The organism is Nocardia aurantiaca (assembly GCF_009708175.1).
Taxonomy (GTDB): Bacteria; Actinomycetota; Actinomycetes; order Mycobacteriales; family Mycobacteriaceae; genus Nocardia; species Nocardia aurantiaca.
In genome coordinates this window covers 117,891-133,319 of record NZ_WMBB01000006.1, presented here as the reverse complement: position 1 = coordinate 133,319, position 15,429 = coordinate 117,891, and the positions used below count along the sequence as shown (strand labels likewise).

At 62.6% G+C, this 15,429-nt stretch carries 12 protein-coding genes, 2 tRNA genes and 2 pseudogenes; 12 read left to right on the top strand and 4 right to left on the bottom strand.

The features are described 5' to 3' along the window. Nucleotides 1-138 precede the first annotated feature (138 nt). From GLP40_RS14090 to GLP40_RS14080, 3 genes are read left to right on the top strand one after another with little or no spacing between them, the layout of a single operon-like run. A complete protein-coding gene (locus GLP40_RS14090; protein WP_154788362.1) occupies nucleotides 139-444 on the top strand; it encodes a type VII secretion target in 306 nt (101 codons plus the stop codon). Then, nucleotides 444-2,873, top strand: coding sequence for a WXG100 family type VII secretion target (locus tag GLP40_RS14085; protein ID WP_154788361.1), 2,430 nt, complete (start codon nucleotides 444-446; stop codon nucleotides 2,871-2,873). The genes GLP40_RS14090 and GLP40_RS14085 overlap by 1 nt, the downstream gene beginning before the upstream one ends. After that, nucleotides 2,870-3,289, top strand: coding sequence for a hypothetical protein (locus GLP40_RS14080; RefSeq protein ID WP_154788360.1), 420 nt, complete (start codon nucleotides 2,870-2,872; stop codon nucleotides 3,287-3,289). The genes GLP40_RS14085 and GLP40_RS14080 overlap by 4 nt, the downstream gene beginning before the upstream one ends. A 42-nt stretch (nucleotides 3,290-3,331) precedes the next feature. Here the strand turns inward: GLP40_RS14080 and GLP40_RS14075 are convergent, their stop codons facing one another. Both GLP40_RS14075 and GLP40_RS33830 read right to left on the bottom strand, forming a co-directional pair. Then, complete coding sequence (locus GLP40_RS14075) at nucleotides 3,332-3,967, bottom strand: hypothetical protein (RefSeq protein WP_154788359.1); 636 nt, start codon at nucleotides 3,965-3,967, stop codon at nucleotides 3,332-3,334. A 1-nt stretch (nucleotide 3,968) separates the two neighbouring features. After that, nucleotides 3,969-4,511: a restriction endonuclease gene (locus GLP40_RS33830; RefSeq protein WP_268867125.1), complete on the bottom strand. Its 543-nt coding sequence runs from the start codon at nucleotides 4,509-4,511 to the stop codon at nucleotides 3,969-3,971. A gap of 279 nt (nucleotides 4,512-4,790) precedes the next feature. Here GLP40_RS33830 and GLP40_RS33825 point away from each other — a divergent pair. Next, nucleotides 4,791-4,922 (top strand): annotated as a pseudogene (locus GLP40_RS33825) (site-specific integrase); the annotation flags it as partial. 171 nt (nucleotides 4,923-5,093) lie between these two features. Continuing rightward, the gene (locus tag GLP40_RS14065; protein ID WP_230329593.1) at nucleotides 5,094-5,747 is read left to right on the top strand and encodes a tyrosine-type recombinase/integrase; all 654 of its coding nucleotides are present in this window, start codon (nucleotides 5,094-5,096) and stop codon (nucleotides 5,745-5,747) included. Nucleotides 5,748-5,789: 42 nt separating this feature from the next. On the opposite strand, the gene GLP40_RS14060 is transcribed toward GLP40_RS14065, so the two are convergent. After that, nucleotides 5,790-5,876: transfer RNA gene (locus GLP40_RS14060), tRNA-Leu, on the bottom strand. A gap of 222 nt (nucleotides 5,877-6,098) precedes the next feature. Between GLP40_RS14060 and GLP40_RS14055 the strand changes: the two genes are divergently transcribed. The 6 genes and pseudogenes from GLP40_RS14055 to GLP40_RS33815 all read left to right on the top strand — a co-directional run bounded on the left by GLP40_RS14055 (nucleotide 6,099) and on the right by GLP40_RS33815 (nucleotide 12,332). Then, nucleotides 6,099-6,722, top strand: a complete 624-nt coding sequence (locus GLP40_RS14055) for an ANTAR domain-containing response regulator (RefSeq protein WP_154788357.1) — start codon at nucleotides 6,099-6,101, stop codon at nucleotides 6,720-6,722. A 244-nt stretch (nucleotides 6,723-6,966) separates the two neighbouring features. Beyond that, a complete protein-coding gene (locus tag GLP40_RS14050; protein ID WP_407671598.1) occupies nucleotides 6,967-8,181 on the top strand; it encodes a branched-chain amino acid ABC transporter substrate-binding protein in 1,215 nt (404 codons plus the stop codon). 79 nt (nucleotides 8,182-8,260) lie between these two features. Beyond that, nucleotides 8,261-9,301, top strand: coding sequence for a branched-chain amino acid ABC transporter permease (locus GLP40_RS14045; RefSeq protein ID WP_154788356.1), 1,041 nt, complete (start codon nucleotides 8,261-8,263; stop codon nucleotides 9,299-9,301). After that, complete coding sequence (locus tag GLP40_RS14040; RefSeq protein ID WP_154788355.1) at nucleotides 9,298-10,527, top strand: branched-chain amino acid ABC transporter permease; 1,230 nt, start codon at nucleotides 9,298-9,300, stop codon at nucleotides 10,525-10,527. Before GLP40_RS14045 ends, GLP40_RS14040 begins: the two co-directional genes overlap by 4 nt. Beyond that, nucleotides 10,524-11,465 (top strand): annotated as a pseudogene (locus tag GLP40_RS33820) (ABC transporter ATP-binding protein); the annotation flags it as partial. The gene GLP40_RS14040 and the pseudogene GLP40_RS33820, both read left to right, overlap by 4 nt. Nucleotides 11,466-11,636: 171 nt before the next feature. Next, entirely contained in the window at nucleotides 11,637-12,332 is a 696-nt protein-coding gene (locus GLP40_RS33815; RefSeq protein ID WP_230329592.1) for an ABC transporter ATP-binding protein, read from the top strand. 63 nt (nucleotides 12,333-12,395) lie between these two features. On the opposite strand, the gene GLP40_RS14030 is transcribed toward GLP40_RS33815, so the two are convergent. After that, a tRNA-Trp gene (locus GLP40_RS14030) sits at nucleotides 12,396-12,468 on the bottom strand. Nucleotides 12,469-12,602: 134 nt separating this feature from the next. On the opposite strand from GLP40_RS14030, the gene polA reads away from it, so the two are divergent. Next, on the top strand, nucleotides 12,603-15,377 hold the full coding sequence (polA, locus tag GLP40_RS14025) for a DNA polymerase I (protein WP_407671588.1): 2,775 nt from the start codon (nucleotides 12,603-12,605) through the stop codon (nucleotides 15,375-15,377). Nucleotides 15,378-15,429 lie beyond the last annotated feature (52 nt).

Below are 15,429 nucleotides of genomic sequence, written 5' to 3'. Positions count from 1 at the left end.
CCTACTCGCTGGTCCTGGCTGCCGACCTCGTGGAGAGGGCGCAGCATCTCTGAATGGCGTTATAAAGTACGCGCAACTAAGTTTGTATCATCACTCACACCGACTGTTCAGCGTCGGTGACAAGAGGGGGTCTCGGTCATGGGTGGACGGCTGGATGTGGATCCGGAACGCGTGCGCGCCTTGGCTTCCGGGTTCAAGGATGCCTCGACCACGCTCGGAGGAATGACCGACCACGATTCGGCCGACCAGATCACCACCGGCCTGGGTGACACGGCGGTCGGCGGGGCCTGCGCGGCGGTGGCGACCGCGGTCGGCGGGGCGTTCACCGCCGTCTCCGGCCACTACGACGCACTGCACATCCATGCCCACAATGGCGCCGGCGCCTACGACGCCAACGAGGATGTCTCGGTCGACAAGTTCACCAACCTGGAGGACTCGATCTGATGGGTACGCCGACCATCGCGCAGGTGAAGGCGTGGGATCCGGGCGTGCTGAATACCCAGGCCGGTGAGTGGGAGCAGAAGGCGAAGACTCTCGGTGACACCCTTGACGCGGCGGCACGCTCGGTCGACGGCTCCCATCACTACTGGATTGGTGATGCCGGTGACTCGATGCGCGACCGGCACGACGAAATCCACGGCGACGCAAAGACAGTCAAGACCGCCCTGGAGAACGGGGCCACCGCCGCGCGCAGTGGCGCCACCGCTATCGACGCCGCCAAGACCGCACTGCTGAACCAGGTCACTGCCGCCGAAGGCAAGGGCTACATCGTCAACTACGACACCGGCGAGGTGAAGCCCAACGACTACATGCGCATGATGCTCCAACTCGCCGGTGCGGATAATGCGCAAGCCCCGAAAGCGGGGATCGTGTCGCAGGCGGAGGAGTACCAGAAGGCAATCCAAGCCGCGCTGGTCGATTGCGGCACCGCCGACGACAATGCGATGACCGCGGTCAACAATGCCTTCGCCAACCTGACCACCACCCAGATCCAGCAACCGAGCACCGATCAGCTCGACCAACTCACCGCCGATCAGGCGAAGAAGGATCTCCAGGCCGTCAAGGACGGCACCGCCGACGACGCCACCCTTGCACGAATCCGCATGGCCACCACGCTGTCCGATTACGACAAGCAGGAACTGAACAACGGCAACAACGTTGACCTTGCCCAATACCCGTATCTGCAAGCCTTCACCCAGGGCATGAGCGATATGTCCAGCACTGACATCAGCCAGCTGGGTAGCAAGCTCAAGGGCAACGGGTCTGATCAGGTGCAAGCGGCCATCGCCAATGATTTCCGCATTGTGTCCAATCCCCAGGTGCACAGTGACGACGGCAAGAGCACCGGCGGGCTGTCGCAGCTGCCCACAAACGTTCAGAAGATTCTCACGGAGAACCCGTCTGTGCTCACCGGTACCGCGGTGAACCCGTCTCCTTACGGTGGGAAGGACCAGCCGAACTACGACGCGCTGCACGACACGGACAACATGCTGGCGCTGGGCCAGCTGATGAGCAAGGGCGACTTGTCGATTCAGGGCAGCGACATCAACCGCGCCATGATCAAACAGGGCGCCGAGATCGCCACCCTGAACCCGAGCGCCGACCTGATCAAGAGCCAGACCGGCAACATCGCGAATACTTTCCTTCAGGACGCATCGGGCGACCACACCGCCGTTCACGATGCACTCACTAATCCCCACGGTGTCATGGACGTCACCTGTACCCCCGGCGGCCACTACGACGCCAATAGCCACGTGCTCGACATCCTCCAACACCAATGGTCGCCCGACCAGCACGGCGCGGAAAACATGTTCAAGTACATCGGAGACGATGCCGGGGCGGCCAATCAATTCCAGCAGCAGCGTGCAGGAGAATCGGCCCAATCGCTGGCCACGATCATCGCTCACAACGAGGCCACACTGTCCCACGATGTGCCTGGCGCATCCGGCCACGTCTCCTTCGGCGAACTCAACCCGGGCCTAAGTCAGGTTGTGGCCAAATCTCTTGAGCCGTACCTCCCCAACCTTGCTGGAGTCAGTGACCCCGACCTGAAGGTCAACCATTACTGCGGCAACCTTGATTCAGCCGGTAGCAGTGATAACAGCGTCGCCGTTGACGGCACGCAGCTCAATCACACGCCAGGTGACCTATCGAACCTCTTCAAGGTCATCGACTCCAATCCGGACGCCGCCAAGGAATTCAACAACGCCGCAGCTCACCTGGCCGGACAACTCGACTTCGCCTACGGAACGGGACACGACCCCCATGGGGCCTACGAGCAAGGACAACTCACGGGAGCCATGAAGAACGGCCTCAGTGATGAGCTGTCGGCTCTGATCAAGATGGACCACCAGAACACTCTCGACCACGACACTTCGGCGTACAACCAGAAGGCCGAGATCGCCGACATCGTCACTGGAATCGTTAACGGTGCAGGTATCGAGGGACCCGCAGGTGGCGTCGTCTCCACCGCGGCATGGATCCTCGACCCAGTAATCAAAGCCCAGATACCCTCACCGGACACCTACGGCATCGACCACACCACAACTCACTGGGATAGAGATCTCGGACCGACATCCCGCATCGACGCCAATAACACCTTCCTGCAGGACGCCAACATCATCAACGGCTACAACTCAGTCCACCACGACACCTTCGACCAGTTCAACAACCACCAATACAACGGCCGCAGCTACCAGTTCTTCGACTCTCAGGGCCGACCAAACATGGATGTCATCGAGCACAATCAGGCAGCTTTCGAAGACGCAAAGAAGACCATCATCGGTCAAACGGTGTTCGACAATTACCACACTCAGCAAAGTGCTGGACGGGCAAACCCGGACATTATCCCCCAGGAGGATGGACCGAAATGATACGGACCGCCGCCAAAGCAACATTGATACTTGCGGTGGCGCTCGGGGCATTACTCTCGACTGCCGCCTGCTCCACAGGGGAATCATCCCACGGAGCGAACAATACGACGGTCCAAACCTCCACCCCGACCAAGTATGATCCCTATGTTGACCAGGCGCAGATTGTTGTTGACTATTCTAAGATAGATCCGAGAATCTTTGAAAAATTCAACAACTACCGCAATGAACGTACCGGAGAGCCACGCAAATTCTTCGATTCCAGCGGTAAGCCCGATATGTACGTGATCGACCATAATATGGAAACTTTCGACGAAGCGAAATTCGCCCTCATTCCGCACGACTTCTATCAGCGCGAGTGGGATGAAAAGTTCTCCGCTCATGAGTCATCCGTCGCAGCGACATATCCCCCGAAATAGCAGTCCTGGGCTCGTCGTCGGGGATCGCTCATATGGTCTTGCTCATCGTCTCCAAAATCGCAGTCGACGTCGGTCTGATGCAATTTCGGTGCCGTCGGAACCGAGTATATTTGACGCAGCCCGCGAGAAGTCCAAAAAGCGTTCGCTAACCAGCCTGTGGGCTTCAAGTGCCCGCTTTCTGTATTCGGATTGCCCAGCCCAATCGTCTATTTCCAGCTCAGACACCAGCCATCTCCTCGTGTGTTCTAGTTCGGCATCCAGTGCGATGACGAGGGCGTTCGCGGCTAGTGTGAGAGATTGGTCGGGGGATTGGATGGATACGTCGGCGTAGAGTTCTCGAATTGTCTTGCTCTGTAGGATGGCCGACTCTGTCGACGTTTCCGCCTCCGCAAAGCACTTGCCGACCCCCTCCATCTGGTTGTCTCGTACCGGAGCTTCCAGATCACCTGCAAAGACCAAGTTCTCCTGCGCATTACCGAGAAAGGCATGCACCGACTGAACGCGAGTTGCAAACTGCTGGTACGCCTCACGGCGGTGGTCATACACCATCTTGGTGTAGTCCACCTTCATTTGCACGAGGGATGATCGGCGACCAAGTACGCCGCTTACCGCGGCGGTTGTGCTTGGTCCGATCGCCCCGACCACGGCGCCGAGCACTGCCGCTAAGCTTGCGTCCATTCTATTGACCTCCGGATAATTCATCCGCCGACAGGTTGCTCCTCGGATTGTGAGTGGAAAGTCGTACTAAGCGCCGACGCCACTCGGTGCCAAAATGCTGATTCAATAGCAGACCGAGCTTATCGCCATCCACGAAATCAAGCCTGTCGTCACTTTTTGCTAGGTCCCGCACTCCCTTTGAACAGCGTCCTGTAGTAACCAGAATGCCGCCGTTTGCGCGTTCGGTTGCCACGACGCCTAGTAGCGCGCGAGCTATATCAACCTTTACCGTTCCGCTGTATTGTTTGCACTCGATAAGTACCCGCTGTTTTTCCCCGAGCTTCGATCTCTCCGCTACGATGTCCCTCCCTCCATCTCGTTGAGGAGCGGTAAGAAGCACCTTGTATCCCATCATTCTGTAGAGATTAGAAATAAGTATCTCAAATTCGCGTGGGCTAAGAGAGAAGAGTGCTTCGAGATTATCTCGGGAATCTGAGTTTATGTAGTATGCATCGATTATTTCAATGGCGTCTTCAAGCCCGTCTGCTCTTCCCTCTGCCAGCATTTCATCATGGATTCGAAGGTAGGATCTTATAACGGTGATGGCTTCCAATGGAGAATCTGGCAAGAGGTCCAGCGCCCATCTTATTCCAGGCTGTGCATGAATCTTACGGCCAATTACTGCCCGGTCCAGCCGTCGAAAGTATTCGTACCTCTCTCGCAGGTCGTTGTATAGGTCTGGCTGTTTTAACATCCAATAGAGAACGTCTTCATCCTTCATGAATGTCGAAGCATCGAAAAGGTCGACAGCGACGTCACCACGAAGGTCGCCACCGGGACTTGGGTGGACCCCGACCGCAGCGGAGTCCTGTTCTCCATCGTCGCCGAAAAGTGGTTCGCGACCAAGGAGCTCCGCAAGCCCAAGACGGTCGCCGGTTATCGATCCCTTCTCGATAGCACCGTGATTCCCCGGTGGGGAGAGGTCCCGCTGCGGGAAATCGAGTTCGAGGATATCCAGCAGTGGGTTGTCGACCTCTCGCATTCGGGCAGCGCCCGATTCGAAGGCCGCGGACTCTCCGCATCACGGGTGATCCAGTCCTACCGAGTGCTCAACCAGATATTGAAATTCGCCATCAAGGCCAAGCGATTGGCGACCAACCCCGCCGATGAGATCGATCTGCCCTCCATGACCACGGCGGAGCGGCGGTACCTCACGCATCTCGAGGTGCTCCGACTCGGGATGGCCGCCGGCAGGTTCCGTCCGCTGGTGTTGACTCTCGCCTACACAGGGATCCGTTTCGGTGAGGCCATCGCGATCCGGACGCGAGCGGTTGACCTCGACGCCCAGCGGATCACCGTGGCCCGATCGGCAACTCCCGTTACCGGCAGGGGGTACGTGGAGACCGATACGAAGAACCACACGACTCGGACCGTGCCCGTTCCCGCGAGCCTGGCGAAGGAACTCGGCGCGCTCCTCGAAGGTCGGGCACCCGACGCGTTGGTGTTCCCCAGCCATAAGGGTGGGTTCCTCACCTCAACCGAGTTCCGCTGGGTATTCGATCACGCGGCTGCGGAGGTAGATCTGAGTGGTGTTGTGCCGCACGGGCTTCGGCACACCGCCGCCTCGTTGGCGATCAGCGCTGGGGCGAATATCAAAGTCGTACAACGGATGCTGGGGCACAAAACGGCGACGCTGACCCTTGACCTGTACGGGCACCTGTTCCCGGACGATCTGGATGCAGTCGCCAAGGGGATGGAAGCGGGCGCGCAGGCTGCTGCGTACCGGCTGCGTACCGGATAGAAGAAGGGCCATTTCGGTGATCACCGAAATGGCCCTCTACCTTGGTGCCGAGTGTGGGACTCGAACCCACACGTCCTTTCGGACAACGGTTTTTGAGACCGTCGCGTCTGCCAGTTCCGCCAACCCGGCGCACCGGGTGGAAATGATAGCGGGTCAGTGGGCGAAGAGACTAATCGAGGGGGTCTGTGGCGTGTGGGGTTGTGATACTGGTCAGTTTGCGCTGGGTACATGGGTTGTAGGGGCGGGGCGACGGTACTCTTTGGGGTGACTCGATGCGCGCCGGTCCTGCGAGGGTGGCGCAAGACGAGGTGTCATCGGGTATCGGTATTCGGAAGCGACAGGGGTTCATCTATGGGAACGACAGCAGGGGGCGGTTCGAAGAAGGATGCCGCGGCGTTCGCCCCCAAGCGGGTGGTGGTTGCCGAGGACGAGGCGCTCATCCGGATGGACCTGGTGGAGATGCTCTCCGAAGAGGGCTATCAGGTGGTGGGTGAGGCGGGAGACGGCCAGCAGGCCGTGGATCTCGCCGAGGAGCTGCGGCCGGATCTGGTGATCATGGACGTGAAGATGCCGCGCCGCGACGGTATCGACGCGGCGGCCGAGATCGCGTCGAAACGCGTTGCGCCGGTGGTCATCCTGACCGCCTTCAGCCAGCGTGACCTGGTGGAGCGGGCGCGGGACGCGGGGGCTATGGCGTACCTGGTGAAGCCGTTCACCAAGTCGGATCTGGTGCCGGCCATCGAATTGGCCGCCTCCCGATTCCATGAGATCACGGCGCTCGAGAGCGAGGTCGCGAATCTGACCGACCGGCTCGAGACGCGCAAGCTGGTCGAGCGCGCCAAGGGTGTGCTCATGCAGACGCAGGGGCTGTCGGAGCCGCAGGCCTTCAAGTGGATTCAGCGCACGGCTATGGACCGTCGCACCACCATGAAGGCGGTCGCGGAAGTGGTGTTGGAGAACCTCGCGCCGAAGTGAGGCGCATTTGCGCGTCGTCGCCCTGCGTTGCCATGAATGCACTGAAGAAATTAACAGTGCGGTAACAGCAGGGCGTTCGGCTTTTGTTGCGATGTCACATGGATGATTCGAATGTGATGCGGAGCTAACGTGGCAGGGCTATGTTCTGGACGGGCCGATCGATGGGGCGGCCCTCCTCGGTCACCCCGGGGGAGCACAGAACATGAGGTGAATCGTGCTTGGTTCATTGACGCGCACGTCTTCCCTGCGGCGTAGTCGCACGGCGCGAGCGGCGGTCATCGGCGCGGCGGTCGTACTCGCTCTGGCGTCGGCGGGTTGCAGCAGCAAATCAACGGATAATTCGGGCGGGGGCGGGTCGAATCTGACCATTCAGCCCCTCGTTCAGGTGGATGGTCAGGGCAAGGAAGTTCCGGCCAAGGACACCACCGCGGCTGCCGATCCGGCCGGCGACGGCAAGGGCAAATGCGCGCCCCAGACCATCGCGATGGCGGGTCCGCTGACCGGTGACAACGCCAACCTGGGCCTGAACATCATCCGCGGCGTGAAACTGGCGCTGGACCAGCACAACAAGGCAAATCCGGGCTGCCAGGTCACCGTCAAGGAATTCGACACCGAGGGCGACCCGCAGAAGGCCACCCAGGTCATCCCGACCATCGTCAGTGATCCGTCGATCGTGGCCCTGATCGGCCCGACCTTCTCCGGCGAGACCAAGGCGACCGGCCAGATCCTCAGCGACGCCAACCTGCTGTCGCTGACCCCCTCGGCCACCAACGTCACCCTCACCGGCAATGGCTGGAAGAACTTCTTCCGCGGCCTCGGCAACGACGGCATCCAGGGTCCGGCCGTGGCGGGATACCTGAAGGGCACCGGCAAGTTCAAGAAGATCTGCGTCATCGGCGACGACTCCGATTACGGCACCGGCCTGGCCAAGACCGTCACCGAGGGCCTGGGCTCGATCGCCGACCCGAGCTGCGCGGCCAATGTCAAGGCGAAGCAGAAGGACTTCTCCGCGACGGTGTCCAAAATGGCGTCGGCAAAGCCGGACGGCATCTTCTACGCGGGCTACTACGCCGAGGCCGCCCCGCTGGTGAGCCAGCTGCGCGACGGTGGCGTGACCGCGACCTTCATCTCCGATGACGGCACCAAGGACGTCGAATTCACCAAGCAGGCCGGTGGAAAGTCCAAGGACGCCTTGTTGTCCTGCCCGTGTGGTCCGGCTTCGGACAAGTTCACTGCTGCCTACAAGGCATTTAATAACTATGAGCCGGGCACTTATTCGACCGAGGGCTACGACCTGACGACCGTCGTGCTCAAGGGCATCGAGGCCGGTAAGGTCATCCGTCCCGATCTGGTCGACTTCGTGCGCAACTACGACGGCCAGGGACTGGCCCGCGAATATAAGTGGGGTTCGACCGGTGAATTGGCGAACGCGCTGATCTGGATGTACCAGGTCAAGTAACGCACCCTGTTATTCGGAACAGCGTGTGCCGAACTTCCTTTCGGCGCACGCTGTTTTCCTAGGACGGCGAAAGTAACGAATGTCTGCACCCGCAATAGCTGGTGTGACCCTGCTCGCGAGCGGGTCCATCCAATTCAATGTCTCCGCGGTAGTCGATCAGTTCTGGCGGCTCACGGTGGAGGGTTTGACCTACGGTTCGATCTACGCTCTGGTCGCGGTCGGTTACACACTGGTTTACGGTGTGTTGCGCCTTATCAATTTTGCCCATTCGGAAGTATTCATGCTGGGCACGTTCGGTCAAATGGTTGGCTTGATGATTTTTGGTTTCGCTGCCAGCGGTGATGCGTACTCCCAGGGTGTCGGGCTGACCGTCCTATATCTTGGAGCGGCCATGATCTTCGGCATGCTCGTCTCCGGTGCGGCGGCGGTAGCACTCGAGCGGGTCGCCTACCGGCCGCTGCGCAAACGTGGCGCGAAACCCTTGATCTTCCTGATCACGGCCATCGGAATGTCATTCGTGCTGCAGGAATTCGTGCACTATGTGCTGCCCAAGCTGACCGGCAACACGCTGGGAGGCACCAATGCGCAGCAGCCGATCCAACTGGTGACGCCCACCGAGCAGTTCAAGATCTTCGGCGCGTCGGTGACCAATATCGCGCTGGTGATCGTGCTGGCGGCGGTGGCGCTCGCGCTCACCACAGAATTGCTCATAAACAAGACGAAATTCGGCCGCAGTATTCGAGCCGTGGCGCAGGATCCGGACACCGCCACACTGATGGGCGTCTCCCGTGAGCGGGTCATCATGCTGACCTTCCTCATTGGTGGTGTCTTGGCAGGTGCGGCCGCGCTGCTGTACACCGTCAAGATCCCCAATGGCATCATCTACAACGGCGGATTCATCCTGGGTATCAAGGCTTTCAGTGCGGCGGTGCTGGGCGGGATCGGTAATCTGCGTGGCGCGCTACTGGGCGGGCTGATGCTGGGCCTGGCCGAGGACTATGGCCAGGTCCTCTTCGGTGACCAGTGGCGCGACGTGGTCGCGTTCGTGGTGCTGGTCGCGGTGCTCATGGTTCGGCCCACCGGCATCCTCGGTGAGAGCCTTGGAAGGGCGCGGGCATGATGCACACGAAAACGGCTCCCACACCAGAACATTCGTCCACCGGTCGCGGCGTCGGTGACGCCATCCGCAATTGGTGGGGCGGGCTGGCCCGACCGGCACAGTGGGCGGTCGGCGTTCCGGCGGTCATCGTGCTGGCGGTGCTGCCCCTGTTCAAGCTGCCGCTGTTGGACACCCCCGGCACCGATTTCGGCGCGGTGATGGCGCAGGTCGCCATGTACGCACTGGCCGCGATCGGCCTGAATGTGGTTGTCGGCCAAGCGGGTCTGCTTGACTTGGGGTATATCGGCTTCTACGCGGTCGGCGCATATTCGGTCGGCTTGCTCACCAGCCCGGACAGTCCGTGGAATCAGACCAACGGCGGTTTCCTGGACTCCAAATGGGCGTGGCTGGCCTGCGTGCCGATCGCGATCGGGATGACGGCGGTAGCCGGGCTCATCCTGGGCACGCCCACCCTGCGACTGCGCGGTGACTACCTGGCCATCGTGACCCTGGGATTCGGCGAGATCGTCCGGCTTATGGCGCAGAACCTCCCCGAAATCACCAACGGCAACCTCGGCCTGCACAAAGTCGAATACCCGCATCTCGGCGAATCCGACAAGCATCCAGTGGGCTACTTCTCAGGCAACATCGGCGACCCGCACAGCGCGAACCCGCTGGACCGCGCGGGCTCCGGCACCTGGTGGTACTGGCTCGGCTTGGTCATGGTCGTCATTGTGCTGATGCTGGTAGGCAATCTCGAGCGCAGTCGGGTCGGTCGGTCATGGGTCGCGATTCGGGAGGACGAGGACGCCGCCGAGATCATGGGGGTGCCGACCTTCAAGTTCAAGTTGTGGGCCTTCATGATCGGCGCGGCCATCGGTGGTCTGTCCGGCGCGCTGTACGCGGGCCAGGTGCAATACGTGAACCCGAGCGGCTTCAACATCATCAACTCGATGCTGTTCCTGTGTGCGGTGGTACTCGGTGGAAAGGGCAACAAACTGGGCGTGATCGTTGGCGCGTTCCTGGTCGTGTACCTGCCCAACCGGTTCATGTCCGTTAATGTGGGCGGACAGTCGCTGGGGGACTACAAGTATTTGTTCTTCGGTCTCGCGCTGGTGGTGGTGATGATCTTCCGGCCACAGGGTCTTTTCCCAGCGCGGCAGAAGCTGCTCGCTTACGGGCGACAGGTGTATCGGGCGGTGCGACGGCCGGTGGTGGCCGAACAGGCGACGGGAGCGGGACGATGACGGGCCCGGGTGGCGCGCTGTTCGACAACGAGGACATGGCGGCCGGATATGCCGCCCCGCCCGAGGCGGCCAATGCGGGAATACTGGATGTCACCGAGGTGCTTCCGGTCTACTCTGATCCCACAGCGGTCGCGGAAGCCGTTGCGCCGCATCGGGATATCGAGACCGCGGTCGGTGCTCCGCTGCTCCGCACCGACGGGCTGACAGTGAAGTTCGGCGGTCTCACCGCGCTGGACAATGTGAGCTTCGAGATCCGCCGCGGCGAGATCCTTGGGCTCATCGGGCCGAATGGTGCGGGCAAGACGACCTGCTTCAACGCCATCTCCGGTGTGTATCAACCCTCCGGTGGCACCGTTTACTTCGACGGCAAGCCGCTCACCAAGACCAAGCGCAATCAGATCACGCGGCTGGGCATAGCCCGAACCTTCCAGAACATCCGGCTCTTCGGCGAAATGACAGCGCTGGAGAACGTCGTGGTGGGCACAGATGCTCGGCACCGCACATCGGTACCGGGCGCGATCTTCCGCACCCCCCGGCATCGGCGCGAGGAACGCGACGCCATCGAAAGGAGTATGGCGCTACTGGAATTCGTAGGGATCGCGCCGCAGGCGGTGCAGAAGGCGCGCAACCTCTCCTACGGCGATCAGCGCCGGCTGGAGATCGCCCGCGCGCTGGCGACCGAACCGAAGCTGCTGTGCCTGGACGAACCGGCCGCCGGGTTCAACCCGAGCGAGAAGTCGGCGCTCATGGATCTGATTCGCAAGATCCGCGACGACGGCTACACCGTGCTGCTCATCGAGCACGACATGCGGCTGGTCATGGGCGTGACCGACCGAATCGTGGTGCTCGAGTTCGGCCGCAAGATCGCCGATGGGCTGCCGGACCGGATCCGCCAGGACCCGGCGGTGATCAATGCGTATCTGGGCGTGCCCGACGAGGCGGAGGTCGCGGACAGCGGCGCCGAGCAGGCCGCGGCCGCGACGGACGCCGGCGCGGAGGTGGACCCGGGCAAGCCTGGCACACAACCGATTCCGGACCCGATCAAGCCCATCCCGGTGCCGGACGTACCCGAAACCTCGTCCGAGCAGCCCCTGCTCACCGTCGAGGACATGGTGGTCAACTACGGCAGAATCCAAGCCCTGCACGGCATCTCGCTGTCCGTGGGGCAGGGTGAGCTGGTCACCCTGCTGGGTGCCAATGGCGCGGGCAAGACCACCACCATGCGCGCTCTGTCCGGCCTGCTACCGCTCACCCGCGGCCGCATCGTGTTCCAGGGCCGCGACATCACCCGCATGAAGGCTCACGAACGCGTCGTGGCCGGCCTCATCCAGGCGCCCGAGGGCCGCGGTGTCTTCCCCGGCATGACGGTCCAGGAGAACCTGGACATGGGTTGCCACGCAAGACCGTTCAAGGCCAAGTCCGATTACCACCACACCCTGGACTGGGTCTACGAACTGTTCCCGCGCCTGCTCGAACGCCGCCGTCAGGTCGGCGGCACCCTTTCCGGCGGGGAGCAGCAGATGCTCGCCATCGGCCGCGCCCTCATGGCCCGCCCTGAGCTGCTGTTGCTGGACGAGCCGTCGATGGGCTTGGCGCCCATGGTGATCCAGCAGATCTTCCGCATCATCGCCGACATCAACGCCCAGGGCACCACGGTCCTGCTGGTCGAGCAGAACGCCCAGCAGGCCCTGACCCGAAGCGACCGCGCCTACATCCTGGAGACCGGCGAGGTCACCAAAACCGGTGGTGGCCGAGCCCTTCTGCACGATCCCGCCGTCAAGTCCGCCTACCTCGGCGTCGGCTGAAACACGCGCCCCGGAAAGGCATTCGGGCCGGTCACCTGGCGGTGACCGGCCCGAAGCCGTTTGCAGGGGCGACAGGACTTGAACCTGCAACCTGCGGTTTTGGAGACCGCTGCTCTGCCAGTTGAGCTACGCCCCTTCGGCGAGCGGTAACGCTACCAGTCGGGAGTGCCCACGACGAAATCATTTCCGCATCGCGCCGCGCGACCTGCGGCGACGGGCGCGACGCGCCCGTGCGCACGGATGTCGGAGGGGATACCTAGACTCTGTCGGGTGACCCCTGCCTCTACTGATCAGCGTCCCGGTGCTCCGCTTGTGGCAAACGCCGTCGCACCTCTTTCCGCGGAGCAGCCGACCCTGCTGTTGCTGGATGGGCATTCGCTGGCTTATCGCGCGTTCTACGCGCTGCCGGCGGAGAACTTCAAGACGCACAGCGGGCAGACCACCAATGCGGTGTACGGGTTCACCGCGATGCTGATCAACCTGTTGCGGGATGAGAAGCCCACACATGTGGCGGCGGCGTTCGATGTGAGCCGCAAGACGTTCCGGACCGAGGCGTTTCCGGAGTACAAGGCGAATCGGATCACCACGCCCGACGAGTTCAAGGGGCAGGTGGAGACCACCCAGGAAGTGCTGGGAGCGCTGGGGATTCCGGTCATGGCCATCGAGGGGTACGAGGCGGACGACATCATCGCCACCCTCGCCGCGCAGGCCGTGCCGGAGGGCTTCCGGGTGCTGATCGTGACCGGCGACCGCGATGCGCTGCAGTTGGTCGATGACAACGTCACCGTGCTCTACCCGAAGAAAGGCGTATCCGAGCTGACCCGCTTCACCCCGGCGGCGGTGGAGGAGAAGTACGGGCTCACCCCGCGGCAGTACCCGGACTTCGCGGCGCTGCGCGGTGACCCGAGCGACAACTTGCCCGGCATTCCGGGCGTGGGGGAGAAGACCGCCGCCAAGTGGGTGCGCGAGTACGGCGATCTGGCCACGCTGGTCGACCAGGTGGACAAGGTCAAGGGCAAGGTCGGCGACGCGTTGCGTGCCAATCTGTCCAGTGTCGTGCTCAACCGTCAGCTCACCGAGATGGTGAAGGACGTGCCGCTGCCCTACACGCCGGAGCAGCTGGCCATGCAGCCGTGGGATCGCGAGCAGATCCACCGCCTGTTCGACGAGCTGGAGTTCCGGGTACTGCGCGACCGGCTCTTCGACACCCTGGCCCCGGTGGAGCCCGAGGCCGAGGCCGGTTTCGAGATCAGCGGCAGTGCGCTGGCCGCGGGCACGGTCGCGGCCTGGCTGGCCGAGCACGCCGAAGCCGGTGGGCGACACGGTGTTTCCGTGGTCGGAAACGGCTCGCCCGTCCACGGCGACACCCAGGCCGTCGCACTGGCGGCCGCCGACGGCGAGGGCGCCTACATCGACGTGCACACCCTGACCCCGGAGGACGAGAAGGCGCTCGGAGCCTGGCTCGCCGATCCGGAGATCCCGAAGGCGTTGCACGAGGCCAAGACCGCCATGCACGCTCTGCGCGGTCGCGGCTGGCAGCTGGCTGGGCTCACCAGCGACACCGCCCTGGCCGCCTATCTGATCCTGCCGGGGCAGCGCACCTTCCATCTCGAGGACCTGTCCCTGCGCTATCTGAGCCGGGAACTGCGCGTCGACAATCGCGGCGACACTCAGCTGTCGCTGCTCGACGACGAGGAGCAGGTCGACGCCGAGGTCGCCAATGCCCAGATGTTGCGCGCCCGTGCGGTTTCCGACCTCGCCGATGCCTTCGACGAGGAACTCGAGCGCATCGAGTCCACCGCGCTGCTGCGTGATATGGAGCTCCCGCTGCTGAGCGTGCTCGCCGACCTCGAGGCCGCGGGCATCGCCGTCGACTCGGCCCAGCTCGAGGAGTTGCAGCGCGAATTCGCCGACCGGGTCGCGGATGCCGCCAATTCCGCCTACGGCGTGATCGGCAGACAGATCAACCTGGGCTCGCCCAAGCAGCTGCAGGTGGTGCTGTTCGACGAACTCAACATGCCGAAGACCAAGCGCACCAAGACCGGCTACACCACTGACGCCGACGCGCTGGAGGGTCTGTACGAGAAGAACCAGCACCCGTTCCTGGAACACCTGCTCGAGCACCGCGACGCCACCCGCCTCAAGGTGACGGTGGACGGCCTGCTCAAGTCGGTCGCCGACGACGGCCGCATCCATACCACCTTCAATCAGACGGTGGCGGCCACGGGCCGGCTCTCCTCGACCGATCCCAATCTCCAGAACATTCCGATCCGCACGGACATGGGCCGCCGCATTCGTGACACCTTCGTGGTCGGCTCGGGAGCGGCCTCCGAGGGCTCTGTTGCCTACGAGTCGCTCATGACCGCCGACTACAGCCAGATCGAAATGCGGATCATGGCCCACCTCTCCAAGGACGAGGGCCTGATCGAGGCCTTCAACTCCGGTGAGGACCTGCACAATTTCGTCGCCTCCAAGGCGTTCGACATCCCGATCTCCGAGGTGGAGCCGGAGCTGCGCCGGCGCATCAAGGCCATGTCCTACGGCCTGGCCTACGGTCTGTCCGCCTACGGCCTGTCCCAGCAGCTGAAGATCAGCGCCGACGAGGCCAAGGTCCAGATGGACATCTACTTCAACCGCTTCGGCGCCATTCGCGACTACCTGCGCGACGCCGTCGAGCAGGCCCGCAAGATCGGCTACACCGAGACCCTCTTCGGCCGCCGCCGCTATCTGCCGGACCTGGATTCCAGCAACCGGCAGCGCCGCGAGGCCGCCGAGCGGATGGCCCTCAATGCCCCGATCCAGGGCACGGCGGCCGACATCATCAAGGTCGCCATGATCAATACGCAGCAGGCGATCCGAACGGCCGGACTGCGGTCCCGGATGCTGTTGCAGATCCACGACGAACTTGTTTTCGAAGTCGCTCCCGGCGAGCGCGAGCAATTGGAATCGCTTGCGCGCGAGCACATGTCCAACGCCATTGAACTCTCGGTGCCGCTCGAGGTATCGGTGGGCGTGGGCCGCAGCTGGGATTCGGCCGCGCACTAGATGCCAGCGCGGCCCGGTCCGCCTCCCCGAAACGTCGGCGGACAGCTGAGTG